The organism is Treponema sp. R6D11 (assembly GCF_054786075.1).
This window is the reverse complement of the sequence record NZ_BDHD01000019.1, coordinates 1-26,600: the sequence shown is the minus strand read 5'-3', so window position 1 is coordinate 26,600 and position 26,600 is coordinate 1. Positions and strand designations below refer to the sequence as shown.

Below are 26,600 nucleotides of genomic sequence, written 5' to 3'. Positions count from 1 at the left end.
ATTCCTTAAAAATGTTATCACTCTGCGTTGTACTCCAGGCGAATGCTTTTAAAAAGCGCGTAATGCTGCGGAGGAACATGCAAGAGCGGAAGGATTGGAAGGGCACGCGCAAAGCGCGGCGGGGCGGAAGAATTAGTTTTAACAGTTAACCGTGTGTTTATGGTAGAATTATTCGTTTTTTTGTTTGTAGTAAAAAAATTCATACGACTTATATCCGTTATCCAAAACAAAACTACTTGACATTTGTATAGAAACAAGCAAAATACATAAAATGAGGAGTACAATCATGTTCGATCTTCGCATTATAAAATCGCGGTTAGGTCCCTGGTCGTTTTACAAAGAAGCTTTGGCAATAGCGTTGCCCGTTATGCTTCAACAGTTAATTATGAGTATGGTCTCGCTTGTCGACAACTTTATGGTTGCCGGTTTAGGAGATGTCAGCATGGCGGCGGTCAATGTTACCAATCATCTTGTTTTTGTTTTTATTGTGCTTTTAAATACAATATGTCAGGCGGGTGGCATTTACATATCGCAATTTAACGGAGCGAATGATCGTGAGGGCATGAAGAACGCTTACAGTTTTAAACTGCTTTTTGGCGTTTGTGTCGCTGTTCTTTATCTTGCGGTTTGCCGCGTTATTCCACATCAGCTTATTGGCATTCTTACAACAAACAATACCGCGCAAGAAGAAATCGTTATTGTCGGCTCCGAATATCTTGAACTTGTGTCATGGATGTTTATTCCAATGGCAATATCAATGGCTATCGCCACAAGTTTCCGCGAAATAGCAAAGCCAAAAATACCGCTTATTATTTCTGCGGCTACAACTGTAATTAATACAATAGGAAATTGGATTTTAATTTACGGAAACCTCGGCGCTCCTCGCCTTGAAGTTAAAGGCGCGGCTTACGCTACTATAATTGCGCGGTGCGTTGAGGTTGCGGCGTTTTTAATTTACGCGGCGGTTTCCAACGCTCCGTTTTTTGCGAATATTAAAAGACTGTTCCTTATTCATAAAAAATTGATAATCGAGATTTTCGGCAAATCCGCCATGATATTTGCATCTGAAATATCATGGATAGTTTCTGAAACATTGATGATCGCCATGTACAACAGGAGGGGCGGGGCGGAAGTTGTCGCGGGAATGTCCGCCGGTTGGACGATTGCGAATATCTTTTTCTTGCTGTTCGGCGGATTGTGGACAGTATCTTATGTTTTGGTTGGGGGAGCGCTTGGCGGCGGAAAACTTGACGAAGCGCGGGATCGCGCAAAGTGGCTAAAGTGGGGTGGAGCGGCGGCGGGGCTTATTTTCGCAGTGCCGGGCTTTTTTTTAACTTCCGCTCTGGTTCCGCTGGTGTTTAATAACCTAAGCGCCGACGCAAGGGCGAACTGCCTTGGGCTTGTTTTTGTAATACTTGTCTATTTGCCGTTGTGGTGTTATTTAAATGTTCAATTTGCGGTTTCTCGCGCCGGAGGAGACACGGCAATGGGAATGTATACGGACATATCCGTCAATACGCTCCTTTTCGCGCCGGGTTCCGTTCTTCTTTCGTTATTTACCAATCTTGCCCCTGTGCCTATGTTCGCTATTCTTAAGCTTACCGATATTATAAAAGTTTTTATCGCGCGTCATCTTTTACGCAAAGAAAAATGGGTGCGTAATTTAACAATAAATAAAGAATAATCGGTATTTTATTTGTATTATAGTTGTTCGGAAACTTCAGTTTCAGAACAACTTCCTTTTTTAAAAGCAGTTTTGAGGCTGTAAGCCGAGAAACTGCAAGACTTGTGAGGGAACCAACCGGGTTCCCGAACAAGTCTATTGAATATTTTTTTAAAATATGATATACAGATAATATGAAGAAAATAAATTTTTTAATTATTGGAGTAATATTAATTTTGAGCGCTACAGAAACAATTAATGCCCAGAATCTGGGTGACGGGCTTTTTGCGCAAATTACAACCAATCGCGGAGACATCATTGTAAAACTTGAATATCAACGCACTCCGCTTACGGTTTGTAATTTTGTCGCTTTGGCGGAAGGTAAAATGGCTAACCTGAAAGGTAAGCGTTTTTATGACGGTCTGATTTTTCATCGTGTTATTTCAAAGGCAAATGGTGACGGACAGGATTTTATGATTCAGGGCGGCTGTCCTCAGGGCAACGGCAGAGGCGGTCCCGGTTATGAATTCCCCGATGAAATAGTTCCGGCTTTAAAGCATGACAGACCTGGTGTTTTAAGTATGGCAAATGCGGGTCCCGGAACAAACGGCAGCCAGTTTTTTATCACGATAGTTCCCACTCCTCATTTGGACGGAAAGCATACTGTTTTTGGTTATGTAGTTCAGGGGCAGAATATAGTAAACACGACAAAGCAGGGCGACAAAATTCAAAAGATTACTATAATACGCAACGGAACGGACGCGAATGCGTTTAAAGCCGATCAGGAAAATTTTGACAGATTGTTGGCTCAGATTAAAACGGCGGAAGCGGGGAAATTGCAGGGTCAGCGTCAAAAAGATATTGCCCAAATAAAAGCCGATTATCCAAACGCGCAACAAACAAAATCGGGTATTTATTACATTATTCAAAAACAGGGAACGGGTGAAAAGCCAGCTCGCGGTAAAACCGTAAGGGTTAATTATAAAGGCAAATTGCTTAATGGGACTGTTTTTGACGATTCTTCTTTAAGGGGTCAGCCTTTGGAATTTGCCGCGGGAACGGGCAGAGTTATTCCCGGTTGGGACGAAACAGTTCTTGATATGCAAGTTGGCGAAAAGCGGACTGTTATTATTCCGCCTGAGCTTGCTTACGGAGACAGGGCGGTTGGCGGTGTAATTCCGGCAAACAGCTTTTTGGTTTTTGATATGGAACTGGTAGGCATTCGTTAATGTCTTGTATAATTTCTTATTTTAATTTATGCTGATTTTATGAGCGATAAAAAGCCTGAAACTGAACAAAAAAAAGAAGAAAGTCCTCAAGCCGAAGCTATTACTCCTGAACAAAAAGAAGAAACTCCTAAACCTGAAGCTAAGCCGGAAGAAAAAAAAGAAATTACAAACTCCGAAATTATAGGAAAAAAAATATTTTTTCTTAATCCGTCCGTAAATATTCAAAACCAAATTATGAACGAATTATCACAGCATGAATACGAGGTTTACTCTGTAAGAAATTCCGCTCACCTAACCCGTGTTTTAAGAAAATATCCCGATTCTATCGTTTATATCAACCTTGACGATACGCAAAAAGCCGAAGCTGAAAAATGGATCGATATGATAGCCGCCGCAGTGCCGACAGTAATGATTGGTATTTTTTCTTCCAGTACCGATGAAGAACTTAAAGATAAATATGTTAAAAAACCCAAGGTAAAATGCGGGTTTATAAATATAAGATTTGATATGAGCAAAACAGTTCTGCAAATTATCAAAATTCTTGATAGTATGGATGTAAAAGGCAGAAGAAAATATCTTCGCGCTACAACCGAAAATGAAGAAACCGCCACGATAAATATGCCTCATGGCGGCGGAAACTTTGTTAACGGAACTATAAAAGATATAAGCGTTGTAGGTTTTTCATGCACTTTTGAGAACGACCCCGGCTTGAAAAAAAATACTCTATGCAAAGATATTCAGATTAGACTGCATACCACGCTTGTTAAAGCGGAAGCGATTGTTTTTGGTTCCCGTTCCGAATACGGCAATAATGTTTATGTATTGTTATTTTCACAGAGAACTGATCCTGAAGTCAGCGTAAAGGTGAGAAAATATATACAGCAAAATCTTCAGCACAAAATGGAAGTAAATTATAAGTAGTGGATAGTAGTTAGTGGATAGTAAATAGTATTCAGCTTTTTCTACCCACGAACCACATTCACCTAATCACGCTATTGGTCAGACGAACAATTTTATTCCCTCTCCTGGGAATTTTTCTTTTACTTTTTTAATAGCGCGTTCTATGCCTTCCGCTTCGGTTTTTTCGCACCAAACAATAATCGCGAAATTTTCTTCGGGCCAGACGGCATCCCCCATGCGGGGACCGCAGTCGCCGACTCCTAATACATTGGGGATCTTTGTGTAAAATTTTGCGACCCCTTCTTTGGCAAGAGCTTCAAGGATATTTTCCTCTACAGAACGATTTGCTATTATCTCTACCCTAATCATAATCCCTCCTTATCAACATGCGCGGATATTTTTGTTTTTGAGCGTCCTTCGCCCGCCGCTATTTTATCACGTTTTTCCTGCGCCAGCGCTTTTCGTCTGTCCGAATGTTTATTCATAATAGCATAAATAACAGGCATCAGGAATAATGTCATTAATGTGCCGAATGAAAGTCCGCCAAGAACAGTCTTGCCAATAGGGGCGACAAGTTCCGTGCCTTCGCCGGGGAAGAACGCCATCGGTAAAAGTCCAAGTACCGTAGTGAGAGTTGTCATCAATATCGGGCGAAGCCTGTTTCCAGCGGCTTCGATACATGCGTCGACAAGCTCGTAACCCCTCTTGCGCAGAAGGTTTGTGTAGTCAACCAGTACAATGCCGTTATTTACAATTACGCCTACCAGTACAAGAAGACCGACGGCGGTTAGTACGTTAAAGATTGTATTGGTTATAAGGTAGATTGCCACAATTCCAATCATGGAAAGCGGAATTGTAAGGACGATAATGAACGGGTCTCTGAATGATTCAAAAAGACTCGCCATAACGCCGAAAACAAGGAAAACGGCTACAATACAGATCAATACAAACCGTCCGAATAATTTTATCATATCGGCATTTGCGCCCGCATATTCTATAATCACGTCGTCTTCAATGGGAATTTCGCTTCTGACAATATCTTCTACAAGTTCTTGTATAAGATTTGTTTTTACTCCCGGTCTTGCTCCTGCCGTTACGTGAATAACGCGGCTTTGGTTTTCGCGGTTAATTGTTAATGGACCTGTTCCCTGTTTATAATGAACAAAACTGGAAAGGGGAACTCTGCTTGACATTTGGCTATTGATAAAAATTTTGTCCAATGCCGGTAGCGCGTTACGATCCGCTTCCGCGAGAATTAAAACTACGTCATAATCCTTACCGCCCGACTTGTATCTGGTTGCGGTAATGCCGTCAACCGCAGCTTTTATTTCATTGCCTACAGTGTAGGTATTAAGCCCAAGAGCGTACATTTTTTCGCGGTCAAGAATAATTTCATACTGCGGAAGCCCGTCCTTTAAATCGACCTGCGGTTCCGTAACATACTCGGAAAGTCTTTCTTTTAACAAGGCTGAAATTCTTTCCCCGATAGCCTTTCCCTTTGACAAATTGTCCGTTCTTAAAACTATGTCTACCACATTACTGTTGCCCATCATGCCGCCGCCCATGCCGCTACTGAAAGAAAATATTACGCCTGGAAACTGATTAAAGTAAGGACGTAAAATATCTTTTATTTGATTAGCGCTTTCTATTCTTTGCTCGTATTTTTTCAGGTTGATACGAAGAGATCCTGTGTTAGTGTTGTTTCCCCCCATACCCATCATGGAACTGCCGCCTGCGCGCAGAATTATTCTCTCGAAGCCTTGAACTTCTCTTCTTACAATCAACTCAAGCTGTTGTAAAATAGCTTCTGTTTCCGCCAAAGGCGTTCCCATTGGCAGAGTTGCCGATATACTTACATTGTCCTCTTCCTGCTGAGGCATAAATTCCCATCCGATTTGCGGGATTATTGCCATGCTTACAATAAATAATAAAAGCAGAAAACCAATAACAATCAATTTATGTTTTAGCACCTTTCTTACGGCATTGCGGTATTTTTCTTCCAGCCATATAAAAAATTGTCCAAACTTCGCGTCAATTCCGGCTAAAATGCCCTTTAAAGGTTTTTGTTTTCGCGTAACAAGCGGCAGATAATGGCTTGATAATATCGGGACAAGGAAAACAGCGGTAAAAAGTGAAATACCAAGCGATATAACAACGGTAAAAGCAAGACCCGCGAAAAGTTCTCCCGCCATTTCCAAGAGTCCTTGGAACATAACAAGCGGGGCGAAAACGCAGATGGTGGTAATTGTAGACGCTGTGATTGCGACAATCATCTCCGAAGAGCCGATTACGGCGGCGGTTTTTAATTTTGCGCCTTTTTCCCTGTAATGGTAAATATTTTCCAGAATAACGATTGAGTTGTCAACTAACATACCTATTCCAAGAACAAGCCCCGCCATTGTCATTAGGTTGAGGGTAAGATGAAAAAAGTACATTATCATCATGGTGATAATAACGGATACAGGTATGCTTATTCCGATGATTAATGTCGGTTTTATCGAGCGAAGGAAAATAAAAAGTATCAGTACGGCGAGTAATGCCCCGCTAAACGCGCTTGACGTTACCTGGTTAAGAGAATTTTGTACCATATCCGTAGTGTTAAAAATTTCCGTTATTTTAATATCAGGCGGAAGTTGCTTGCCTATGGTTATCAGTCTCGCGCGTAAATCTTTCGCGGTTTGTACCGAATTTTTTCCGCTTTGTTTCTGTACCGACAGCATTACCGCCGCTTGACCGTTTACATAGACCAAACTTGATTCATCACGGTAGCCGTCAAACACATTGGCAAGATCGCGCAGGTAAATCTGCTTTGGCATTTCCACCTGTCCGTTTGAATAACCGCCGCCCTTGTAGGAAATAACAGTGTTCCTTATTTCTTCTAACGACGTATATTCGCCCATCGTTGTAAGAATGTAAGAAAGTCCGCCTTCCGTGATAGTTCCTGCGGCAGTTTGCATATTTTGCGCGGCAAGCATTTGTTGTATTTGAGTTATTGTAAGTCCGTAGGCTTCAAGACGGCTCTGCGGAATTTCCACGCGGACAATTTTTTCCCTGCCGCCGTTTACGGAAGCTGTCGCTACGCCTGGTGTTTGCTCAATACGCGGAACTATTGTGTCTTCAGAAATTTCGCGTAACTCTTCCGGAGTGCGTTTGTCCGATGTAACCATAAGCCCCATGATTGGAATCATGGACGGATCAAACTTGAAGATCATCGGTGTGTCCGCTCCTGTAGGCATATAGTTTCTGATGCGTTCAAGTAAGTCGCGGATTGAGTTTGCCGAGTCAGACATATCCGTCCCATAGGTAAAATTTAAAATTACTACGCTTGAGCCTTTGCTCGATATAGAAGTTAATTTTTCAAGCCCTGACGCGCTGGAAAGAACCGCTTCCAAAGGACGGGTAACGGAACGCTCGACTTCTTCAGGTCCTGCGCCGGTATATGTAGTGAATACCGCCATAATGGGAGGATTTATTTCAGGGTACAGATCGATTGAAAGGTTAAACATTGCAAAAAAACCAAGACCGATAAGCAGGGCAAAAATTATTAAGAATGTAGTCGGTCGCGATACGACAGTTTTTACCATGCTCATAGTTATTCTCCCAATGACGTAAGACGGTCAATGACATTTACTCTTGAGCCGTCGTCTAACAATGTCTGCCCTCTGACTACTATTTCTTCGGAAGGCTCCAACCCGTTTTGAATTTCCATTATGTTGTCAATTAAAATGCCCGGCGCAATTATTCTCTTTTTTACAATGTCATTGCCTTGTTCATCTTTTGCTATTACATAAACAAACTGTTCCCCAAACCTGTTGATTACAGCCGCCGCGGGAATTTTTACAATGTTGTCTTTTCGTTCCGTAATAACGCGAACTTTAGCGAACATTCCCGCTTTTAATTTTGAGCTTGAGTCCCTTACATTGACGCGAATTTCCATTGTGCGCGACGCCAAATCGACTGTCGGCGATATTTCGCTTATGCTCCCGCGGAATATTTCACCAGGCCAAGCGTCAAGCGTAATTTCACAAGGTTGATTCATCGCCATTCTGGAGATAAATCTTTCCGCTATACTTAATTTAATTTCAAGTGCGCCGCCGCCTGATATGCGCGCAAGAGGAACCGCCTGACTTACAGTCATTCCAACTTGAGCGGGAACCGCTACGACAGTTCCGCCGATTGGGGCGGTCGCTATATTTTGACGGAATGTCATGCCCGGGCGGGAAGGATCCACAGACGCTACTTGAGCGCCCTTGCTTACTCTTTGACCGACAGAGACAAAAATATCCGTTATTTTTCCGGCAGCTTCCGGGTAAACATCGACTGTCGAGCCGGCTACAATATCTCCTGAAAATGTCAAGTAATCCTGTATTTGTCCTTTTACCGCCAATGTGGTATTAACAGCGAACACAGGTACTTCTTTTGGCTTATCCATAGCCTTTTTCCCCTTGCCCTTACAAGCGGAAAATACGGACAGCGCCAGTATCAATAACAGAATTACGCTGTAGATTTTGTTTGATTTCATTATTTGCTCCTTTCTGACAGAGTTCCAAATGGGACTCCCAATGAATATTCAAGATCAATAAGACCATTAAGATAATTAAATTGTTGTTCAAGCAGTTGAACACGAGCCTGACGCAGAGATTGTTCCGCGTTTTGAACTTGGAAATAATCCTGCAAGCCGGCTCTGTATGCCTCTTCCGTTAGGCGATATGATTGTTCCGCAAGACTGACTGTCTCCTCTTGCGCCTTCGTGTTTATCCGCGTTTTTTCAAGAGAAAGAACAGTATTATAGACTTCTATTTCTGTTCCGTTGACCAGTTGCGCAAGACCGATAGTAGCTGTTTTAATTTGATCGTCAAGATTTTTTATGCCTTGAAAATCCGTACTAAAAGGAATTAAACTGTGCAAGCGCAATGCAAGGGTAAGAGAAAAAGAGCCTGATTTTCGCCAGTCGTCGCTTGAATCGAACCATGAATCTTTCCACGGATCTTTTATAAACGCCGAAGTTGAGTTCCAGCCTAAAGTTAAACTTGGGGTTAATGCGTATATTTGCGCCCTGCGCGCGCTCTGTAACATCATTATTGTATTTCTTAATTCTTTAATATCAGGTTTTTCTTTTGACGCCTTGGAAATTGTATCAATAACATCAAGAGATACAAAACCGATATTATCAGATAACGGCTCAAGTTCAAAATTAGTATCGTAACTTAAACCTAGAAACATGGCAAACTGCGCCATGGAAAGTTTCATGCCATTTTCAACTTGATCAATAACAGGGCGCATATTTTCCCTTGCTACTCGCGCTTGAAGCAGAGTTAATTCAGGCGCAAGACCCGCGTTGTAATTTGCCTGTGCCATTTGCACCTGACGCTCGACATTGGCGTAACTGCCGCGCATAAGAGCGATGTTTTCCTGTAATAGAAGAATATTGTGATACGCCTTTCGCACATCGCGTTCCAACTGAAGCTTGGCTTTATCGTAACTTAAAAGTCCGCCTTCGTAGTCAATGCGAAGCCGCTTCATGTTTTCAAACATTGCCGCACTGACTGTAAGAGACATTTGAATGTTGCCGACAATGTGCCATTGAGAGGCATCAATAGGGTCGCTTATAAAAAAACCTGTTGATGGGTAAAAATTACCGGAAATTCCCTTCAAAGTTGTCGGCATTCCCGCTCCGGTTGGAACAGGGAATGTTACAACCGTTGGATCGCTTACTTCGTTATCTCTTGATAAAATTCCCGCCACTGTTATATTGGGAATAAATTGATTCCATGAAAGATCGGACGCTCGTTTTTTTGTCGCTAAACTTGTCCGTGAAGATTCAAGACTCAGGTTATTTTTAATCGCAAGATTAACAGCCTCGTCAAGCGTTACCTTCACAGGAGTTTTTTCATCTTCCTGTGCCTGTAAACCTACGCATAACAACAGGAGCATTGCCAGACAGAGCGGATACTTTCCGCCTGCATACCGTATTTTTCTCATTGTGTAAAACCTCCAAGCCCTTGAGTAATAAATTTATATAACAATCTAATATCATTATTTTGCGCTTTTAAGTTATCAATTTTAATCATTTTCTTTTGTTTTGCGGATAGCTTTACGGATAATATAAGAGTAGGGTGCATTAAAATATTTATTAAAAGAAAACAAATCCAGTGCGATATATGCTCTTTATCGTCTTCCGCCGCATTATTCATCGATTCAATATTGACGTTTTCAAAAAGTCTGAAAATCTCGATATTTTTATCTGGTTTGCCAAGATCGATTTTGCGGGCACGAAACCAGTTCAACGCTACAAGTATTTCCGGTCTTAAACGAAGATAAACAGTTATGGAATAAATCCCAAGGTACAACTGTTCTTCCGGTTTATCTGATAAACTTATTCCAAGATGGGCATATTCTATAATACGCTTAAACTCTGTTATAAAAAGACGGCGGAGCATATCTTTTTTATTCTTAAAATGACCGTACAAACTGCTTTTTGAAAGCCCAAGTTTTTTAGCGACCATCTCCATTGATACGTCCCACGGACCAGCCTGCGCTACAGCTTCGGCTACAGCCTTAAAAAACGGTTCAGTGTCAGCGTTAAGTGCCATATTATCAATTTTATTTTCCAGATCGTCAAAATCCAATGAAACATTTTGCGGCGGCAGATTAAGACCGTTTTTTATCGTCATTGTTATTAATTCGGTTATTTTTTTTATATCATCGTCTGTAGGCGGATTATCGGTTGTTTCTTTTATTTTATGAAAATGCGACATTAAAAAGGTAATAGTTGCAAAAATAAGCCGAATTACTTTTTGATCGCACTTATATTTTTTTTCGATTATGTGTTCCAACGTACCCATGTCAACGCCACGTTCTTTCATTCTGTCCGCTATGGAATAAATTTCAAGATTACGCTCGTAAATGTTAGTTATGGAAAAAATGAGGGCATAGACATTACGGGCGAAATAGTTAGTGATACTCTGAACAATAATGGAAATTCCTTCGTCAACGTCATTTGTTTGCAAAGCTCTTTCAAAGTCCGTGCGGATAGAAGCCGAGAAATCGTCCAGAAACCTCTCCGTCATGGCGGATGTAAGAGCCTGTTTGCACAGAAAATGGCGGTATAAGGCAGGCTTGCTTACGCCCAATTCCTTGGCAAGTTGGGAGAGACTGGTTTTTCTGTAAAGGTTGCGTCCCCACACACGGAACGCCGCATCCTCAATTTCCGTCTTTGTCAATTTAACCTCATGTTACCGACCGTTCGTTAACATAACTATAACCAACAGATATTAAAAAAGCAACAGGTTTTTAGATAAATTTGCGGTAAAAAAATGATTATTTTAGCGGATTTATCAGGATATTGTTAATATTTTCATTGTTTTTGTCTTTTTTTCTGTTTGTAGCAAAATAATGGTTATTAGAGTATAATAAAAACCATTAAATTATAAAGGAGTGGGGGCATTTTATGGAATTAAAACTTATTTTTTTAATAATTCTTGGGGTTGTATCGATTGTTTATCTTATAACATTATTTTTTAAAGACAGTATTTTGCAATTTATATTGAAAGGCTGTCTTGTCCCGCTTATCCTTGCGGTATATCTTACAGGCGTAAACACAATTCTTTTGCCGATAATTCTTGCTCTTGTTTTTGGTTGGCTTGGCGACATATTCCTGCTTAAAATATCCAACCTGTTACGCTTCCGTCTGGGGCTTGCAAGTTTTTTACTAGGGCATATTTTTTACATAATAATTATGTTCCCATACACCATGCCGTTTAACATTTTAATTTTGATTATCAGTATTTTAGTAGCCGCCTGTTACGGGATATTTATTTTTAGATTCATTCAACCCACAAAAGAAATGAAAATCCCCGTCATAGCATACGAGGTAATAATCTTTACAATGGCAATTTTCGCCTTACAACTTTTCCTCTCACAAGGCGGAAAGTTTGGCGCATTAGTATTTGCAGGCAGCATTTGTTTTGTAGCCTCAGATTCCCTGTTATCCATTGCAACTTTCCGCAAAAAAGCGCTTAACGTTCCTGTGATGATTACTTATATCGCTGCACAATTGCTTATTACGTTGGGGTTTGGGGTTATGTAGACAGAAACAACCCAACCATGATAATAAGCGCAAGCAGAAGAACTGATATTCCCTCATATTACTCGGAATGGTTTTTTAATCGAATAAAGGAAAAAAATGTTTATATAAGAAATCCTTTTAATATACGTCAAATAAATGCAATAAATCTTGATCCTGAACTTGTTGACTGTATTGTTTTTTGGAGCAAGAATCCAAAGCCGATGATTGATAATCTTAATATATTAAAAGATTATAATTTTTATTTTCAATTTACTCTTACTCCGTATGAAACTGATATTGAAGCAAGGTTACCGCCAAAGACGGAAATAATTGAAACTTTTAAAAAATTATCTGACATGATTGGTCCGCAGAAAGTTATTTGGCGCTATGATCCGATATTAATTAATAAAAAATATACTACCGCATATCATATTGATAAATTTGAAAAATTAGCGGGCGTTCTTAAAGGATATACAGAAAAAGTAACAATTAGTTTTATTGATTTCTATAAAAAAATAACGGAAAATATTAAATTGTTAGAGATTACTGAAATATCAACGGAAGAAAAGAATATCATAGCTCAAAAATTTTCAGAAATCGCAAAAAATAATAATTTATTAATTGATACGTGCGCGGAAGATATTGATCTTTCAAGCTATGGCATTACTCATGCCCGCTGTATTGACGACAGGTTAATCTCAAAAATAACAGGAAATAATTTACAAATTGAAAAAGATAAAAATCAGCGACAGGAATGTGGTTGTGTAAGAAGTATTGATATTGGAGAATATAATTCATGCTCTAACGGCTGTGTTTATTGTTATGCTAATTACAGTAGTATCATTGTTGAAAAAAATTGCAAGAAACATATTACGACATCACCGTTATTGATCGGTGATATTTGTCCTGATGATATTGTAAAAGAACGTAAAATAACAAGTGAAAAAATATTTCATAATGAGCTTTTCCCTATTGTATAAATCAATCATTTAATAGTATTATCTTATCATGCTAGGCGCAATTATCGGCGATATTGCCGGATCAAGGTTTGAATTTAACAATATCCGCACCAAAGATTTTGAATTATTTGCGGAGGACTGCCAAGTTACCGATGACAGCATAATGACGCTTGCCATCGCTAAGGCGATTTTGGCTTGTGACGGCGATTGGGAGCAGTTGGGACAAAACGCCGTCAAATATATGCGGGAAATAGGGCGTAAATACCCTAATTGCGGTTTTGGCGGTATGTTTGGAAAGTGGGTTTTTAGTGATAAGCCCGCTCCGTATAACAGTTTTGGAAACGGTGCGGCAATGCGTGTTTCGCCATGCGGTTTTATTGCCCGTACCGAAGAAGAGGCGATACTGCTTTCCAAAAAAGTAACAGAAGTTACGCATAACCACCCGGAAGGACTGAAAGGAGCGGAAGCTGTTTCAATCGCAATACTCATGGCACGTAACGGAGCGGAAAAGAGTGAAATAAAAGAGCGGATAGAAAAAGACTACTACGCCCTTAATTTTACTCTTGACAGTATCCGTGATGATTATCAATTTGACGCGTCATGCCAAGGGACAGTCCCCCAAGCGATTGCGGCTTTTCTTGAATCCAATTCATTTGAAGACGCTATCCGTAATGCGATAAGCATTGGCGGCGACAGTGATACGTTAGCCGCAATTACGGGAAGCATTGCGGAAGCATTCTATGGCGTTCCTTCTGATTTGAAAAGCGAAGCGTTGACTTATCTTGACAGTGAATTGCAAAAGATTTACAAGGAATGGGAAAAGTCAAAAGTGAATTTTCAGCTGCCTAGAAATCTTCGGTAACTCAACCCTTACCTGCTACAAACAACTTTTTCTCAACTCCGCATATTGGGCATTTAAAATCGGCGGGAAGTTTTTCAAACTCTTCTTTACTGCCTTTGTACTCGTAGCCGCAAACACTGCACTTGTACGAGTAGGAGGAAGATGAGATGGCGTTTTCTTCTATAAATGTAGGCGCATTTTTTGGCGCTTTTCCTTTAATGACTTTATGATAATACTCGTAAGTCATGGGCGATTCGTTCGATATATTTTCGGCTTCTTGTACTTCGGCGATAAAAATTGTGTGAGTGTAATTATCTGTAAAACTGATTACCTTACATTGAATGTATCCCGTTACGCCATCTTTTATGTATGGCAGACCGGAAGGCGTTAGCTCATAAGGAATCTCGGAAAATTTGTCCCTTTCTTTACTGCTTGAAAACCCAAAAAGACCTATCGTACTTTCTTTAATTTTTTCCGATAAAATCGACACGGAAAATTCGTTTACCTTTTTAATGCAGGCGTTTGTATAATTATCCTTATTAATGCAGACTGTCAGCGTTACAGGTTTTGATGTCGCTTGAACTACAGTGTTCACAACACAGCCTGCCAATCCCGTATGCGATTTTTTTTCGCTGTCTTTTGTACCTATGATGTATAAGCCGGAAGATAGTTTAAATAAAGTTGTTATATCCATAATTACCTCTATGTTTATTATATCATATTGACATTAATATAAAATCGTTATAAATTGTATATTATTCAAATTTATAAGAGGTGATATAAATGAAAAAGACAGTATTTGTTTTTTCAGTTTTGGTTATTATTGCTGTTTTAATGATTGGCTGTTCAAAAAATTCAGGCGATTTAACGATTAAAAAGGGTATCTTAATGGTCGGTATGGAAATTGGCTATCCTCCAATGGAGTATATGGCAGATGACGGCATTACTCCCATCGGTTTTGACGTAAGTCTGGGAAAGGCTCTTGCGAAAAAAATGGGGCTTGAGGTTCAGTTTGTGGATACGGCATGGGACGGTATTTTTGCCGCCGTTAATACAAAGAAATTTGACTGTATTATTTCTTCGGTAACAATCAATCCTGCGAGGCAGACGGCGCATAATTTCAGCAAGCCCTATATTCAAAATACCCTTGCCATTGTTATGCCAAAGGCTTCAAAATATAAAGTTCGCTCGCCTCAAGATCTTGCGGGGCTTGGCGTAGCTTATCAGGAAGAAACTACGTCAGATGATTACATGACGGGACTTGCGGATAAAGGATTGCAGTTTACTCCTTATGAATATGACAAAGTAATGTATTGTTTTGATGAACTTCGTCTTGGTCGTGTGGACGCTATTATGACCGATCTTCTGGTCGCCTATGAATATTTAGCCCGCTCTGAGTTTTTTGAAATTGTCTGGCAGGGCGGAGAAGAAGAGTTCGGCGTTTGCATGAGAAAAGGAAACGACGCTTTAACCAAAGCTATAGACAAGGCTTTGGATGAACTTTTTGCGGACGGAACTATGCTTAAAATATCCAAAGACATTTTTGCCGGAATGGATTTGGTTACTCCGGTACGGCGATAAAGGTTAATGGAAAATTTTAAAACAATTCTTTTTTCATGGACACCCCAGCTTTTAAGAGGCGCAAGAGTAACTATCGCGCTGACTGTGTTAGCTGTCGGCGCGGGACTTGTCTTAAGTCTCTTTTTGGCATTGGGGAAAATGTCAAAAAATACGGTAATAAATAAAATTTGTAGCGCCTATGTGTTCTTCTTTAGGGGAACGCCGCTCTTAATGCAACTCTATTTTGTTTATTACGCTCTTCCAATGATTGTTCCTGCTCTTACAATTAACAGCCGCTTTCTTGCGGCATTTATCGCCTACTCGCTAAATGCAGGCGCTTACTGCGCAGAAATAATAAGGGCGGCAATTCAAAGTATTGATAAAGGGCAATTTGAGGCTTCCCGCGCTTTAGGATTATCTTACGCGCAAACAATGCGCCTTGTAATTATCCCTCAATCTATCCGCAGATTAATTCCCCCTGTCGGCAATGAATTTATCATGATGTTAAAAGACGCTTCTTTAGTTTCCATGATTGCGTTAGTTGACATTACAAAAGCTACAAGAAATATCGAAGGCTCAACAAGATCGGCTCTTGTATACATTCCCGCCATGATACTTTATTTGATTATTACGGCAGTATTCTCTTTTATTTTCCGCAAGGCTGAAAATAAATATTCGGTATATGAGTGAAACTGCTATGTCAATGATTAAAACCGTAGGAGTATGTAAAACTTTTCATGGCGGTAATGGGCGTGGTCCGCTTGAAGTGCTAAAAAATGTTTCATTAACAGTTGAGCAAAGCGAGGTTGTGTGCATAATCGGACCTTCGGGAGCGGGTAAATCGACATATCTTCGTACTCTTAACCGATTGGAAACCATAGACGATGGGCAAATATATATCGAAGACAATTTGCTTTTTGATTGCCATCATGGGGTTAACAGCGTAAAAATGCACAATGACGAGCGAAATAAAATTCTGTTGGAAGTGGGAATGGTTTTTCAGCGTTTCAATCTTTTTCCGCACAAAACAGCGTTGGAAAATGTAATGCTTGCTCCGCACAATGTCCGCAAATTGCCACTCGCGCAGGCGCGAAAAAAATCCGAGCAGATACTTGAGCGTGTTGGTTTGAGCGATAAAATTAATTCGTATCCATCGCAACTTTCGGGCGGGCAGCAGCAGCGTGTGGCAATTGCGCGGGCGCTTGCCATGGAGCCGCGAATTATGCTCTTTGACGAGCCGACTTCCGCCCTTGACCCCGAGCTTGTCGGCGAGGTGCTTGCAGTAATGAAACAGTTAGCCGCAGGCGGCATGACAATGTTGGTAGTCTCGCACGAAATGGGCTTTGCGCGCGAAGTAGCGAATAGGGTAGTGTTCATGTTTGAAGGCTCTATTTTAGAAGAAGGAAAACCTGAGCAATTATTTACCAATCCCTCAAATGACCGAACGAGACAGTTTTTACAAAGTGTTCTGTAAATTTTTGTTGCGTGAAAACGCTTTATAGTTTATTATGTTACTATGAATATTGCTCTTTTTAGCGATTGTTACACTCCTCAGGTTAACGGAGTTGTTACCGTTGTCAGAACGCTCAAGACGGAATTGGAAAAACAGGGGCACAATGTTTATGTATTTACCGTACATAATCCTGACGCTGTGGAAGAACCCAATGTTTTCCGTACAAGCGCATCAATTCAATTTAAAAATGAACCTCAGCACCGAATAGGTTTTTTTATTGCGGAGCAGATGATTAAAAAAGTCCGATCCCTTAACATTGACATTATTCACGCTCATACTGAATTTACTTTATATCTTGCATCCCGCATTGTCAGCCGTAAACTTAAAATCCCTTCGATTCATACAATGCACACTTTTTATAAAGATTATTTATATTACGCGCCGATTCTTTTGGAGATTTATTTTAGAAAAAACATGGGCGCTTATTTTCGCCAGATTTTACGCAGTCAAAAATGTATAATAGCGCCATCAAAAAAAATAAAAAATTTTCTTGAAGAAATAAAAATGACAATGCCGATACATATAGTCCCCAACGGAATTGATCTTTCGCTTTTTTATGAGCGTTCTGACAGCATAAACAATGACTCTATTAATTTTCGCAAAATGCACAAAGTTGCCGATGACGAAGAATTGATTGTTTTTGTAGGAAGGCTTGGAAACGAAAAAAATGTCGTAACGCTAATAGAAAATTTTAAAGAGATTCATTCCCGCAGAAACAAAGTTAAATTGATGCTTGTAGGCGACGGTCCCGATAAAAAATCGTTACAGGAAAAGTGTTACGAGCTTGGGCTCGCGAATTCCGTAATATTTACAGGATATTTACGCTGGCCCGATGAAATCCGCCAAGTTTATAGGGCGGCTGATATTTTTATGAGCGCATCACACAGCGAAGTTCACCCTATTACTTTTATTGAGGCGATGGCGGCAGGACTACCTGTTGTCGCCGCCGCCGACCCCAGCATTGAGGGCATGGTTGTAAACGGCGATAACGGCTGGGCGGTGGAAGATGACAAATTGATGTGGGAAAAAGCCCTTGATATTCTTGCGGATAAGGACAAAAAAGAAAAAATGGGAAAACGATCCGATGAAATATCAAGAGTTTATTCCGTTGATAATTTTATCAGAAGAATGATTGATGTTTATGAAGAATATAGGAAGCGGTAATTTTATCTATTCTCATTATAAATCTGCGTAATTATTTCTTCCATTGGTAGTTCCTTTACTGCTATGTCTGAGAGTGCAAATTTACTTGATAAAAATTTGATAAAATCCCCGATTGCTATTTTTGAAGCGTCAACTTCCAAAGTTATTTCCAGCGGTGATTTTTGTTCAAGTACTCTTACGCTGTCGGGAAGTGTAGCCCCAATGTCAAACGGCTGTTCAAGAGTAAGCTCTACAATTTTTTTCTCTCCAAGATTTAGTTGTAATTTTTGCAAGGAGTCGTCAAAAACTTTTTTGCCATGATTAATTACAATCACATTGTCGGCAAGTTGTTTTACATCTTCCAAATCGTGGGTGGTAAGGATAAAAGTCGTGCCTGTCTTGTTCATGTTCAGAATAAACTCACGGATTTTTGCCTTTGCGATAACGTCAAGCCCGATTGTAGGCTCGTCCAAAAAGACGATTTTAGGCTTGTGGAGCATTGCCATTATAAATTCACACTTCATGCGTTCGCCTAGCGACAGCACCCTTGTCGGTTTGTTGATGACTTCTTTAACATCAAACATTTCAGCTAACTCATCAAGACGGGATTTATAATCCGTCTGCGTTATTCCATAAATTGCCCGGTTCATGTTAAAACTGTCAATCGGCGGAATGTCCCAAATTAATTGCGAACGCTGTCCGAATACAGCGCCGATTTCTCGCACATACCTTTTCCGCTCCTTGCTTGGCGAGTATCCCATAACGTCAATTTCCCCTGAAGTAGGGTAGAGTGCACCGCAGAGCATTTTTATTGTGGTGGATTTACCGGCTCCGTTAGGACCTAACATTCCGCAGATAGCGCCCTCTTTAACTGTAAATGTAATATCATCAACAGCATTGATAATTACTTTTTCACGCTTAAAGAAACTCTGTAAAGTTTCCTTCACGCCGCTTCCTCGTTTGAAAGTGGTATAAGTTTTAACAAGGTTAGTAACTTTTATTATACTCATTAGCCACCGACTCCTTCGTATTCTTTGATCATATATTGATACAGCCATATCCCTAAGCATAAAAACAATACGCACGGAATAACAGCGATTAACGCAAACGGCTCAAGCCGTCCCAATAATGCGGTTGCCGGAAAAAATCCAATCATACCTACAGGGATAATAAATGACGCAAGTGTTTTTATAGTCCGAGGGAAAATCGACAGCGGATATTTCCCAAATCCCAGTATGCTGTCTAAAATGTCAGGTAACCGTGAATTTCCCACCCACTTAAAAGAAGTCGCCGCCATAATCATTTGAAACCCGCTCATTACGGCGAACCCTCCGGCGAATAACAGTAAAAATTGACCGATAGCGGCAAGCGAAACAAAGCCTGTGTGTGCAATGGCGATGCCGAACATTACGCCGCCTCCGATTATAAGCCCGATACTTCCTGTGTCAAAGTTGGTAGCAATTAAAAAGAAAAGCGGATTCATTGGTCGTAAAAGAACAACTTCAAAACTGCCTTCCCGTATGTATTGCATCGTTGACCATAACACGTTATTGAATATGACGCACGCAAGCCCCATTGAAAGCGTAAAAATTGATTGAATTAATAACACTTCGTAAAAATTCCAGCCGGGAAAACTTGCACCCGAATTGTAAATGAGTATTGTCGTTAAAGGAAATAACAAGTTATAACACAATGATATTAACATTGAAAGCACAAAGTTAAGCCTGTAGATCAATGCCCTTGACATTGCGGTTGTTATGCAAGTTTTATAAATACTTAAAAATCTTTTCATGCTCCCACCGCCGTGAACTTTTTCATTGCCAAACTGTACAAAAGCTCGGATACAAGGAAAAGACATAAAAGTGCCAAAGCCTGTATGCCAACTATAACTGGAATTGACAATTCAATGTCGCCTAACGTATATTTGCCGATAAACACCATTGCAGGGACATAAGATGTGTACTGGAATGGTAGAAAAAATTGAATAATTTGCAATGGCTTTGGGAAAAAAGTAAGGGGAATAAAAGCCCCTGAAAATACTCCTGAAAGAATGTTATAAAAATGACGTAACCCCTGAGAATCAACAATCCAAAATGACGCTATGCCGATGATGTAACTTATATAGAAGAAAATAAAATAGGCGATAAGTATCGAGAGTGCAGTCCATGGTATACTGGACGGCATCATATTAACTTTGAAGAGCAAAATAAATATTACAGTACATGGTAAAGCTTCTAAAAGAGTTCCAAGTACCCGGTGTCCTATTTTTTGAGAAAGAGCGAAAAAGGGGTGATGAATTGGGCGGAGAGCGAATGTTAAAAATTTGCCTGTGCGTATTAACATGGATAAATTCCAATCTGCGGAATCCCATGTCATGTAACCTATCAGCGTCATTATGCCAAAATAGCGAATCATCTGCAAATACTCGATTCCTCTTATTACTCCTTCGCCGCCGTAAACGGCAGTCCAAGTAAAGTACTGTACGATAAAGTAAACAGGACCTACAAAGATCGATATCATCATGTGAGAACGATAAACTAAATACTCCTTAATAGTGGCAAACGCTATTGATTTGCACGTGTCGAGTTTTTGTTTAAGTTTGTTCAACATAGCCATCTATATCAATCCCGACCAAATAATATTATGCACGCTGAAAAGTGCCCGTGAGAACCAACCTTCTTTTGCGAACGGAACAATCCATGCGGCGACAAGTTCTTCTTTGGGATCAATGTACAAGGAACACGCTCCCGAACCTTCATGCATATAAGTGCCTTGGGAGAAAGTAAAAGCGGGACCGTTTCGCATATCAAAACCTACGCCATAGTACCGCTCTTTTTCATTTGCGTTCCAAGTGTAATTCGGAAGAGCACTGGCAATGTTTGTCATTTTTTCCATAGCTTTTCTGCCGAGGATACGCACGCCGTTTAACGTACCGCCAAAAAGAGCCATGTTTCCAAATAGACTTAAATCGTAAACTGTCGAATTCAAACCGCCCCCAGTATCGGGAATTTTGAGCTTTTCCCCAATCCATTGAGGCTTATAATTTCCGTTTATCGTGTTGTTTACATGTTTTTCAAGCTCTTCATCTGAAACAATATACCGCTTTGCCATTTCCGGTGTTACGTCAAAAGAAGTGTCCTTCATGCCTAACGGTTTGCAGATATTGTCCTCGATAAATTTGTGAGCTGACATTCCCGTTATTTTTTCGATAACCGCCCCAAGAATAGTAAAACCAAAACTACAATATGCCCACTCGGTATCGGGCTTGACTCTAAAGCCGTTGCCTATTGTGCTTAAAGCGGCTGTTAGCCAATCGAAATCTTTTTTCTTGTCGGGTTTGCAAAGATCGTATGCGTCTTCTATCAATTTCCAGTAATTGCTCTGGTATTTGTTTTCAAAACAGCCGCCGTCCGCATGCAAACCAGAAGTGTGAGTTAAAAGTTGAAACAGCGTAACGCCGTTATAAGAGGGCGTATTGAACTGCGGCAAAATTTCGCCTACAGGAACATCTAGCCGTGTATAGCCGTCTTCGACCAGTTTCATTATTGCGACTGCCGTAAAAACTTTTGTAATAGAGGCTACATATCTAGTGGAATCAGGCTGAACCGGAGTATTATCGTCCTTGCGGAACGACTTTTTCCCCACTCCGCCGTGAGCGAAAATTTTGCCTTTCCGTGATATGCAGTAGGTAGCACATTGTATTTCGCCGTCATCAATGACACGCTGCAAGTGGTTGTTCAGCACGTCAAGCCGTTTTTCATCATAGCCAACCTCGCTTGGCTTACAATCCGTTTTTCCTTGTGTGTATAGCATGGTATTTCTCCTTAACAAAAATTTAGCAAATTTTTACAAATTAAAATGAACATTTTTAATCATTTTTGACGATTAAAACCAAAAAGCTTTTCTATTTTTCCAACCAATTTATGGTTGTATTTCAGATAACTACTTTTATGTGCCGTTTCTGTTGCCTTGTATATTTTTTAATAATTTCACATCATAAAACATTGCTATTATTGCTAATACTACAAATATTCCTATTTTAGTTATTATTGCTCCAATAGGCATATTTATTCCAGTCCTTATCTGAAATATTGCCTGAATAATTACCATTACACCAACAAATATAAGCATATTCAAAATTATGCCTAACAAAATATAACCCATATTATTATCTTTATTTAGATTATATAAACAAATAAATATCGAAGGTGATATTATTGCCATATCCAATACATAAGTGATTTGAGTCGTATATATTTCTATCAATTCAAGTGATTTTTTGTTTATTAATGATGTAATTATATCTGGGAGCCATGCCACAAACAAAGATAAACCACAAAAAAACAGAAATATTTTTATCCCATTTGTATTCATTCTTACAGAAATATTTATGGTATATTTTTTTAATAGCATAAACCCAATAATTAAAGCATATATACTGCATGAAAATAAGGCTATATAAATTAAATGTAACACATTATATACAACACCGAATGAAATACTTGCAGAATAATAAACAAATAATGCGATAATGGCTGTCAAAAAAAGATTTGTTTTAATTGTTCTTTTTTTAATATCCATTATTAAAGCAATAATTAACAAGGGAATTGCCAGAAACATTATTGTACAGTCAGTTCCTTTGAATATAGGAGCCATAAAATATGAATCATTTTTATATATACCATTTCCGTAAATTTTTATTATATCACCATATTGATTAATAAAATCAAACGATTGTCCATCATTTTTATAAAATAAACCGAAACCACTTGCAATTATAGCCAACAATATAATGAGAATTGATAAGATATGAAATAATTTGTTCATTTTATTACCCTTTATGATGTTTCATCTTGTAATCAACCTTGCTCCAAGGGAAAATGTAAACGGCAATTTCTTGTCAAAGAAAGGGAAGTGATATTCTCCTTCAACGCCTCTTTCCATTCCGCCTCCATCGTAATAAAGAGTATCATATTCATTAAAAAATTCTATTGTCAATCCGGCTTTAGCCAATGAATTTATTATATCGCTGACCTTGTACATCCATTCATAATGGCTTGTCTTTTTTGCTTCGGAAAACCAGCCGCCAATCATATTATTTTGTTCCGGCTCCCTAACAAAATACGGGTATTTTATTTCTAACTTGTTTTCTTTTAATTTTTCTGTGTCAAAAACCATGTAAAATGGGTGTCCGTCAAGTAAATATAAAACGCCGTTATCTTTAAGTAAATGCCTTATCGTCTGTGCCCATTTGTTCAAATCGGGCAGCCAGCATAACACTCCTTCTGTCGTGAATACCATGTCATATTTTTTGTTGTGTTTTTCCTTAAAGTCCATAATGTCCGATTCTATAAAGTCGATATTTGAAACGCCCAATTCCTGCGCCATAAGACGTGCGTATTTTATGTTATCTGGAACTAAATCGACTCCCGTAACGGTCGCCCCTTTTTGAGCCAATAAAATAGTGTCTGCTCCGGCATTACATTGAAGGTGAATAACATTTTTCCCGGAAATATCACCAATTTCCCTTTCAATTATCTTGCTAAAACCAAACTTTTTTTCCTGTAACGATTTTTTACAGTGTTCGTAATGGTCTTTGGATAATAAACCCCAAGCCGCTTTATTTGCTTCAACTTCTTTCATTAAAAACCTCTCTGTAGAATATTTTTGTCTTGACCATTAATTAAGCTACAATAATACAGAAAAGTAAAGTCTTAAAATGAACATTTTTAATCTTTTTTCCAAAGTTGACATTCGATATAGTGATAATTATATTTTTGATTAATCATCTCTAATAATTCATTTACATTCCCTTTATTTTCTTCTATCATTTTATATAATTTATCTTTTAGAAAAGGGTCTTGCCGATTATTTTTATCAAAATTAGCGCAACTATCACCTAATGTAAAACTTATATGTTCCGCTTCTATTTTTGAGAGAGGAATTTTTATTATTTTGCCTTTGTCAAACCATTCATTTAAGTAATCGCTTTTTTCCAAAACAAAATATAATGGATGTTCGGTTTTGGGTTTTCCTCCCAGTTTTAGGAACCAATTATATAACCATTTTTCAGTTTCAATTCTTCTGGGATAATAGTTTCTAAAATCCTTAAACCTGCAAAAAGCCGTTGCGTTATTTGTCGCCAATTTATCGGCTAATTTATACGCTTCAGTTTCAGGTAATTCAGTTATACTTTGTAAAGGCATACACAGAGAATGACAATAATGCACGATGTTTATTTCTTCCATAAAACCTCTTATAAAATTATTATAAATATTTTTATATTTCCTCCAACCAATACTTCCATGTTGCCATTTTTCGTTTCTCCCATTATTTTTTTACAGGTATTCTAATTACCGTCTTTAATTTTGATGTTTCCGTTTTTCTTGGATCAGATAAATATATTTCGTGATGTCTCCTTTTTTCATTTATATCATTCTTTAAATTATTTTCTTTAATAAAGTCGTCTATCATTTTTATTGTCTTTGGTTCGTTATCGTAAGAGCCAATATGCATACATTGCACACATAATCCTTCTTTTATTTTTATGTATTTTGCAATTTTTGTTTCTATGTTTTTCTTTTTTGTTACTTCATCACAAGCCCAATTAAATATTTCTTTATTCACAAATTCTGGAAGCCTTATTATCGAAATCCAATTATATTTAGATTTGTCTTTCATAAAAATCTGTTCATTATCTTCAGCCCACCAAAAACCTTCCAAAGGGGGAACAATATAATCAAAATAGCCTGCCAATTTATTGTTTCCCATTTTGCTCATTTTTATTGTAAATTGGATACCATACAATATTCCTAATGCTCTTTGATATTCTCCATTTTTATCATTTGGGTCGCCTTTGCCTTCAACAGCGACAAAACTCATTTCAGGTACATTTATAACCGTTGGTTTCGTTTTGGGTAAATATAAATCCTTATATTCCTTTTTATAATCCATTGCATTAGCCATTTGTTTCTCCTTTAATATATTTTTTACTTCTTATACGCTATTGCATCAAGTTGGAATAAAAGTCCTTCTTGTCCGCCAACATGGGCAAATTCCGTTTGTATTGATTTTCTTGCGGGATATTTTCCGTTAAACCTTTCCTTAAATACTTTTTCCATTACGGGAATATTCCATACGTCCCTAAATAGGCAATCCAGTTTTACAACCGAGTCCAATGTTAAACCTATTGATTCAAGTCTTTTTTGCAAATGATCAATAGCACCGTTTATTTGGTTTTCAATGGGTTGACCTATATTGCCGACACAATAACTTATAAAGGCAAAATCTCCGGCTTCAACAATGCCGGAATGTGCCCATTGTTCATTTACGTCGGTTCTTTTTATGCCTTCCATGCTTTCTCCTTAAATGTTCATATAATATACTATATATAACAATATAAAACCAAACATTTTTAATCATTTCTTAAAAATTGACGCAATACTTCTAAAGAGATTGAACTTTCGTTTTATAGCTCGTACAATGACCGCTCCGTCAAAAGTAAAATCGTCTTTTCTGCAATGAGGACATCTGTTTTGTTCGATAGTAACCCTCTTTAGGCAGTTGTTACACTTTTTTGTCTCTATGGTTTCTGTTTCCATTTTGGTCTCCTTACTGGATAAATTTAATATAAAAAATATATCCGAGGCGACGTGCGTATTTATATCATCTTTTGGGTTGATTTTAGGGTGAATTAAGGTTGATTTTTAGGCGTTTGCGGAGTATACCCGTGAAAAAGCAAAGAGAGGGCGGCAATACTGGAAACGCCTGTAGTTTTATAAATATGTATTAAATGTGTTTTTACCGTACTGACAGAAATATTGAGGGCTGCGGAGAGTTGTTTATGCCTGACATTACCTGCAAGTATCGCTTCGATAACTTCCAATTCACGCCTGCTCAAAAGTTGAATGAACGGCGTATATTTTTCACCCTTTTCATTTTTCAATGACGATGAGTTTTCAGCCGCATTGTCGGCTGTCAAATTACTTGTAGTCAATCTTGTATATAGATAAAATAAAAACAGCATTATTACCAAAAAAAACGAGCTTATAAATGCGGAAGTTAAAAAAGAAATAGACATTACATTTAATATATTTTCATACCATGCGAGTATTACCAAAGGGAATAAAATGAACAACAGGTTGAAAATCACATAAAGCGTAAGAGGCGGTTTTAATTTAGTTTCACGTAACCAACGTGCGGCAAAAAGACAGCAGACGGCAATGACAACATTGCTTAAAAAAATATCACTGTAATATATGTTAGGATTTTTTTGCATAAATTCCACATGACTTAGTGAATTAATAAAAGGGGATACTACAAAAAAAATAAAATGAGTAATGGGCAAATGTGCTAGATTAATGACGGCAAATGCAAATGAAGCTGAAATAAACGCTCTTAAACGGTTGTTACCTAACAGAACAGGGATAAGAAGGTATAACGCAACATGAATAACGGTAATATCAATTAGGGTAGGGGAGTCAACTTGCTCAAACATAAAGTATCTCTGCCATAACAAAGAAAGAGGACGCCCAAGTATTACCGCCGCTAAAAGAGCGACAGCCCTCCAGCGAGAAGCGGGTTTATTCAGTTTGTAAAAAAGAGGATATAATCCTATTACGCTAATTAAGCTTATAAAAAAACTTGGAATGACTTAACTCCCTTTATAATATTTTACATAAAAATTTATAGGCTTCTATTTACCATTTTCATATTGTATAATTA

The 26,600-nt window shown here is 38.7% G+C and carries 27 protein-coding genes; 10 read left to right on the top strand and 17 right to left on the bottom strand.

The annotated features are described in order from the left end of the window. Window positions 1-286 precede the first annotated feature (286 nt). From ACYVTD_RS03640 to ACYVTD_RS03630, 3 genes are all read left to right on the top strand, one after another. Window positions 287-1,684 carry an MATE family efflux transporter gene (locus ACYVTD_RS03640; protein ID WP_461246426.1) on the top strand — a complete coding sequence of 466 codons (1,398 nt, stop codon included), beginning with the start codon at window positions 287-289 and terminating at the stop codon, window positions 1,682-1,684. A gap of 173 nt (window positions 1,685-1,857) precedes the next feature. Then, complete coding sequence (locus ACYVTD_RS03635; RefSeq protein ID WP_461246425.1) at window positions 1,858-2,892, top strand: peptidylprolyl isomerase; 1,035 nt, start codon at window positions 1,858-1,860, stop codon at window positions 2,890-2,892. Window positions 2,893-2,931: 39 nt separating this feature from the next. Next, window positions 2,932-3,813 (top strand): PilZ domain-containing protein, encoded by an 882-nt coding sequence (locus tag ACYVTD_RS03630; RefSeq protein WP_461246424.1) that lies wholly within the window; start codon window positions 2,932-2,934, stop codon window positions 3,811-3,813. Between the two features lie 78 nt (window positions 3,814-3,891). On the opposite strand, the gene ACYVTD_RS03625 is transcribed toward ACYVTD_RS03630, so the two are convergent. The 5 genes from ACYVTD_RS03625 to ACYVTD_RS03605 are packed head-to-tail and all read right to left on the bottom strand — an operon-like array spanning window position 3,892 to window position 11,015. Beyond that, window positions 3,892-4,161 carry a PG0541 family transporter-associated protein gene (locus ACYVTD_RS03625; protein WP_461246423.1) on the bottom strand — a complete coding sequence of 90 codons (270 nt, stop codon included), beginning with the start codon at window positions 4,159-4,161 and terminating at the stop codon, window positions 3,892-3,894. Then, window positions 4,158-7,382, bottom strand: a complete 3,225-nt coding sequence (locus tag ACYVTD_RS03620) for an efflux RND transporter permease subunit (RefSeq protein WP_461246422.1) — start codon at window positions 7,380-7,382, stop codon at window positions 4,158-4,160. The genes ACYVTD_RS03625 and ACYVTD_RS03620 overlap by 4 nt, the downstream gene beginning before the upstream one ends. 2 nt (window positions 7,383-7,384) lie before the next feature. After that, complete coding sequence (locus ACYVTD_RS03615) at window positions 7,385-8,314, bottom strand: efflux RND transporter periplasmic adaptor subunit (RefSeq protein ID WP_461246421.1); 930 nt, start codon at window positions 8,312-8,314, stop codon at window positions 7,385-7,387. Continuing rightward, window positions 8,314-9,774 carry a TolC family protein gene (locus ACYVTD_RS03610; RefSeq protein ID WP_461246420.1) on the bottom strand — a complete coding sequence of 487 codons (1,461 nt, stop codon included), beginning with the start codon at window positions 9,772-9,774 and terminating at the stop codon, window positions 8,314-8,316. The genes ACYVTD_RS03615 and ACYVTD_RS03610 overlap by 1 nt, the downstream gene beginning before the upstream one ends. After that, a complete protein-coding gene (locus ACYVTD_RS03605; RefSeq protein WP_461246419.1) occupies window positions 9,771-11,015 on the bottom strand; it encodes a TetR/AcrR family transcriptional regulator in 1,245 nt (414 codons plus the stop codon). The genes ACYVTD_RS03610 and ACYVTD_RS03605 overlap by 4 nt, the downstream gene beginning before the upstream one ends. A gap of 227 nt (window positions 11,016-11,242) precedes the next feature. Between ACYVTD_RS03605 and ACYVTD_RS03600 the strand changes: the two genes are divergently transcribed. The 3 genes from ACYVTD_RS03600 to ACYVTD_RS03590 are packed head-to-tail and all read left to right on the top strand — an operon-like array spanning window position 11,243 to window position 13,681. Continuing rightward, a complete protein-coding gene (locus ACYVTD_RS03600) occupies window positions 11,243-11,881 on the top strand; it encodes a lysoplasmalogenase (RefSeq protein ID WP_461246418.1) in 639 nt (212 codons plus the stop codon). A gap of 17 nt (window positions 11,882-11,898) precedes the next feature. Continuing rightward, window positions 11,899-12,840 carry a DUF1848 domain-containing protein gene (locus ACYVTD_RS03595; protein WP_461246417.1) on the top strand — a complete coding sequence of 314 codons (942 nt, stop codon included), beginning with the start codon at window positions 11,899-11,901 and terminating at the stop codon, window positions 12,838-12,840. A gap of 28 nt (window positions 12,841-12,868) precedes the next feature. Beyond that, window positions 12,869-13,681, top strand: a complete 813-nt coding sequence (locus ACYVTD_RS03590) for an ADP-ribosylglycohydrolase family protein (protein WP_461246416.1) — start codon at window positions 12,869-12,871, stop codon at window positions 13,679-13,681. Between the two features lies 1 nt (window position 13,682). Here ACYVTD_RS03590 and ACYVTD_RS03585 read toward each other — a convergent pair whose 3' ends face one another. After that, a complete protein-coding gene (locus ACYVTD_RS03585) occupies window positions 13,683-14,354 on the bottom strand; it encodes a flavin reductase (protein ID WP_461246415.1) in 672 nt (223 codons plus the stop codon). 89 nt (window positions 14,355-14,443) lie between these two features. Here ACYVTD_RS03585 and ACYVTD_RS03580 point away from each other — a divergent pair, with 89 nt between their 5' ends. Genes ACYVTD_RS03580 through ACYVTD_RS03565 form a run of 4 tightly spaced genes read left to right on the top strand, consistent with a single transcriptional unit; the run spans window position 14,444 to window position 17,897 of the window. Continuing rightward, window positions 14,444-15,241, top strand: a complete 798-nt coding sequence (locus ACYVTD_RS03580; protein ID WP_461246414.1) for a substrate-binding periplasmic protein — start codon at window positions 14,444-14,446, stop codon at window positions 15,239-15,241. 6 nt (window positions 15,242-15,247) lie between these two features. Continuing rightward, window positions 15,248-15,910 (top strand): amino acid ABC transporter permease, encoded by a 663-nt coding sequence (locus tag ACYVTD_RS03575; protein ID WP_461246413.1) that lies wholly within the window; start codon window positions 15,248-15,250, stop codon window positions 15,908-15,910. 7 nt (window positions 15,911-15,917) lie between these two features. Beyond that, on the top strand, window positions 15,918-16,694 hold the full coding sequence (locus ACYVTD_RS03570) for an amino acid ABC transporter ATP-binding protein (RefSeq protein WP_461246412.1): 777 nt from the start codon (window positions 15,918-15,920) through the stop codon (window positions 16,692-16,694). A 42-nt stretch (window positions 16,695-16,736) separates the two neighbouring features. Beyond that, entirely contained in the window at window positions 16,737-17,897 is a 1,161-nt protein-coding gene (locus ACYVTD_RS03565) for a glycosyltransferase (protein ID WP_461246411.1), read from the top strand. A 2-nt stretch (window positions 17,898-17,899) separates the two neighbouring features. Here the strand turns inward: ACYVTD_RS03565 and ACYVTD_RS03560 are convergent, their stop codons facing one another. From ACYVTD_RS03560 to ACYVTD_RS03510, 11 genes are all read right to left on the bottom strand, one after another. Further along, window positions 17,900-18,886 (bottom strand): ABC transporter ATP-binding protein, encoded by a 987-nt coding sequence (locus tag ACYVTD_RS03560; protein WP_461246410.1) that lies wholly within the window; start codon window positions 18,884-18,886, stop codon window positions 17,900-17,902. Then, window positions 18,886-19,668, bottom strand: coding sequence for an ABC transporter permease (locus tag ACYVTD_RS03555; protein WP_461246409.1), 783 nt, complete (start codon window positions 19,666-19,668; stop codon window positions 18,886-18,888). Before ACYVTD_RS03555 ends, ACYVTD_RS03560 begins: the two co-directional genes overlap by 1 nt. Beyond that, on the bottom strand, window positions 19,665-20,486 hold the full coding sequence (locus tag ACYVTD_RS03550) for an ABC transporter permease (RefSeq protein ID WP_461246408.1): 822 nt from the start codon (window positions 20,484-20,486) through the stop codon (window positions 19,665-19,667). The genes ACYVTD_RS03555 and ACYVTD_RS03550 overlap by 4 nt, the downstream gene beginning before the upstream one ends. Before the next feature lie 6 nt (window positions 20,487-20,492). Next, window positions 20,493-21,689, bottom strand: coding sequence for a serine hydrolase domain-containing protein (locus ACYVTD_RS03545; RefSeq protein WP_461246407.1), 1,197 nt, complete (start codon window positions 21,687-21,689; stop codon window positions 20,493-20,495). A gap of 135 nt (window positions 21,690-21,824) precedes the next feature. Continuing rightward, the gene (locus tag ACYVTD_RS03540; RefSeq protein WP_461246406.1) at window positions 21,825-22,703 is read right to left on the bottom strand and encodes a hypothetical protein; all 879 of its coding nucleotides are present in this window, start codon (window positions 22,701-22,703) and stop codon (window positions 21,825-21,827) included. Window positions 22,704-22,724: 21 nt separating this feature from the next. Continuing rightward, window positions 22,725-23,519 (bottom strand): class I SAM-dependent methyltransferase, encoded by a 795-nt coding sequence (locus tag ACYVTD_RS03535; RefSeq protein ID WP_461246405.1) that lies wholly within the window; start codon window positions 23,517-23,519, stop codon window positions 22,725-22,727. Window positions 23,520-23,605: 86 nt separating this feature from the next. Further along, window positions 23,606-24,124: a hypothetical protein gene (locus ACYVTD_RS03530; protein ID WP_461246404.1), complete on the bottom strand. Its 519-nt coding sequence runs from the start codon at window positions 24,122-24,124 to the stop codon at window positions 23,606-23,608. 82 nt (window positions 24,125-24,206) lie between these two features. Further along, complete coding sequence (locus ACYVTD_RS03525; protein ID WP_461246403.1) at window positions 24,207-24,842, bottom strand: GyrI-like domain-containing protein; 636 nt, start codon at window positions 24,840-24,842, stop codon at window positions 24,207-24,209. A gap of 23 nt (window positions 24,843-24,865) precedes the next feature. Continuing rightward, window positions 24,866-25,231, bottom strand: a complete 366-nt coding sequence (locus tag ACYVTD_RS03520) for a RidA family protein (protein ID WP_461246402.1) — start codon at window positions 25,229-25,231, stop codon at window positions 24,866-24,868. 63 nt (window positions 25,232-25,294) lie between these two features. Next, complete coding sequence (locus tag ACYVTD_RS03515) at window positions 25,295-25,477, bottom strand: hypothetical protein (protein WP_461246401.1); 183 nt, start codon at window positions 25,475-25,477, stop codon at window positions 25,295-25,297. Window positions 25,478-25,569: 92 nt separating this feature from the next. Next, window positions 25,570-26,373, bottom strand: a complete 804-nt coding sequence (locus ACYVTD_RS03510) for a response regulator transcription factor (RefSeq protein WP_461246400.1) — start codon at window positions 26,371-26,373, stop codon at window positions 25,570-25,572. Window positions 26,374-26,600 lie beyond the last annotated feature (227 nt).

Excerpts from the sequence above, each read along its gene's own strand:
- ACYVTD_RS03640 (WP_461246426.1), top strand. The coding sequence starts at position 287 with ATGTTCGATCTTCGCATTATAAAATCGCGGTTAGGTCCCTGGTCGTTT.
- ACYVTD_RS03635 (WP_461246425.1), top strand. The coding sequence starts at position 1,858 with ATGAAGAAAATAAATTTTTTAATTATTGGAGTAATATTAATTTTGAGC.
- ACYVTD_RS03630 (WP_461246424.1), top strand. The coding sequence starts at position 2,932 with ATGAGCGATAAAAAGCCTGAAACTGAACAAAAAAAAGAAGAAAGTCCT.
- ACYVTD_RS03625 (WP_461246423.1), bottom strand. The coding sequence starts at position 4,161 with ATGATTAGGGTAGAGATAATAGCAAATCGTTCTGTAGAGGAAAATATC.
- ACYVTD_RS03620 (WP_461246422.1), bottom strand. The coding sequence starts at position 7,382 with ATGAGCATGGTAAAAACTGTCGTATCGCGACCGACTACATTCTTAATA.
- ACYVTD_RS03615 (WP_461246421.1), bottom strand. The coding sequence starts at position 8,314 with ATGAAATCAAACAAAATCTACAGCGTAATTCTGTTATTGATACTGGCG.
- ACYVTD_RS03610 (WP_461246420.1), bottom strand. The coding sequence starts at position 9,774 with ATGAGAAAAATACGGTATGCAGGCGGAAAGTATCCGCTCTGTCTGGCA.
- ACYVTD_RS03600 (WP_461246418.1), top strand. The coding sequence starts at position 11,243 with ATGGAATTAAAACTTATTTTTTTAATAATTCTTGGGGTTGTATCGATT.
- ACYVTD_RS03595 (WP_461246417.1), top strand. The coding sequence starts at position 11,899 with ATGATAATAAGCGCAAGCAGAAGAACTGATATTCCCTCATATTACTCG.
- ACYVTD_RS03590 (WP_461246416.1), top strand. The coding sequence starts at position 12,869 with ATGCTAGGCGCAATTATCGGCGATATTGCCGGATCAAGGTTTGAATTT.
- ACYVTD_RS03585 (WP_461246415.1), bottom strand. The coding sequence starts at position 14,354 with ATGGATATAACAACTTTATTTAAACTATCTTCCGGCTTATACATCATA.
- ACYVTD_RS03580 (WP_461246414.1), top strand. The coding sequence starts at position 14,444 with ATGAAAAAGACAGTATTTGTTTTTTCAGTTTTGGTTATTATTGCTGTT.
- ACYVTD_RS03575 (WP_461246413.1), top strand. The coding sequence starts at position 15,248 with ATGGAAAATTTTAAAACAATTCTTTTTTCATGGACACCCCAGCTTTTA.
- ACYVTD_RS03570 (WP_461246412.1), top strand. The coding sequence starts at position 15,918 with ATGTCAATGATTAAAACCGTAGGAGTATGTAAAACTTTTCATGGCGGT.
- ACYVTD_RS03565 (WP_461246411.1), top strand. The coding sequence starts at position 16,737 with ATGAATATTGCTCTTTTTAGCGATTGTTACACTCCTCAGGTTAACGGA.
- ACYVTD_RS03560 (WP_461246410.1), bottom strand. The coding sequence starts at position 18,886 with ATGAGTATAATAAAAGTTACTAACCTTGTTAAAACTTATACCACTTTC.
- ACYVTD_RS03555 (WP_461246409.1), bottom strand. The coding sequence starts at position 19,668 with ATGAAAAGATTTTTAAGTATTTATAAAACTTGCATAACAACCGCAATG.
- ACYVTD_RS03550 (WP_461246408.1), bottom strand. The coding sequence starts at position 20,486 with ATGTTGAACAAACTTAAACAAAAACTCGACACGTGCAAATCAATAGCG.
- ACYVTD_RS03545 (WP_461246407.1), bottom strand. The coding sequence starts at position 21,689 with ATGCTATACACACAAGGAAAAACGGATTGTAAGCCAAGCGAGGTTGGC.
- ACYVTD_RS03540 (WP_461246406.1), bottom strand. The coding sequence starts at position 22,703 with ATGAACAAATTATTTCATATCTTATCAATTCTCATTATATTGTTGGCT.
- ACYVTD_RS03535 (WP_461246405.1), bottom strand. The coding sequence starts at position 23,519 with ATGAAAGAAGTTGAAGCAAATAAAGCGGCTTGGGGTTTATTATCCAAA.
- ACYVTD_RS03530 (WP_461246404.1), bottom strand. The coding sequence starts at position 24,124 with ATGGAAGAAATAAACATCGTGCATTATTGTCATTCTCTGTGTATGCCT.
- ACYVTD_RS03525 (WP_461246403.1), bottom strand. The coding sequence starts at position 24,842 with ATGGCTAATGCAATGGATTATAAAAAGGAATATAAGGATTTATATTTA.
- ACYVTD_RS03520 (WP_461246402.1), bottom strand. The coding sequence starts at position 25,231 with ATGGAAGGCATAAAAAGAACCGACGTAAATGAACAATGGGCACATTCC.
- ACYVTD_RS03515 (WP_461246401.1), bottom strand. The coding sequence starts at position 25,477 with ATGGAAACAGAAACCATAGAGACAAAAAAGTGTAACAACTGCCTAAAG.
- ACYVTD_RS03510 (WP_461246400.1), bottom strand. The coding sequence starts at position 26,373 with ATGTTTGAGCAAGTTGACTCCCCTACCCTAATTGATATTACCGTTATT.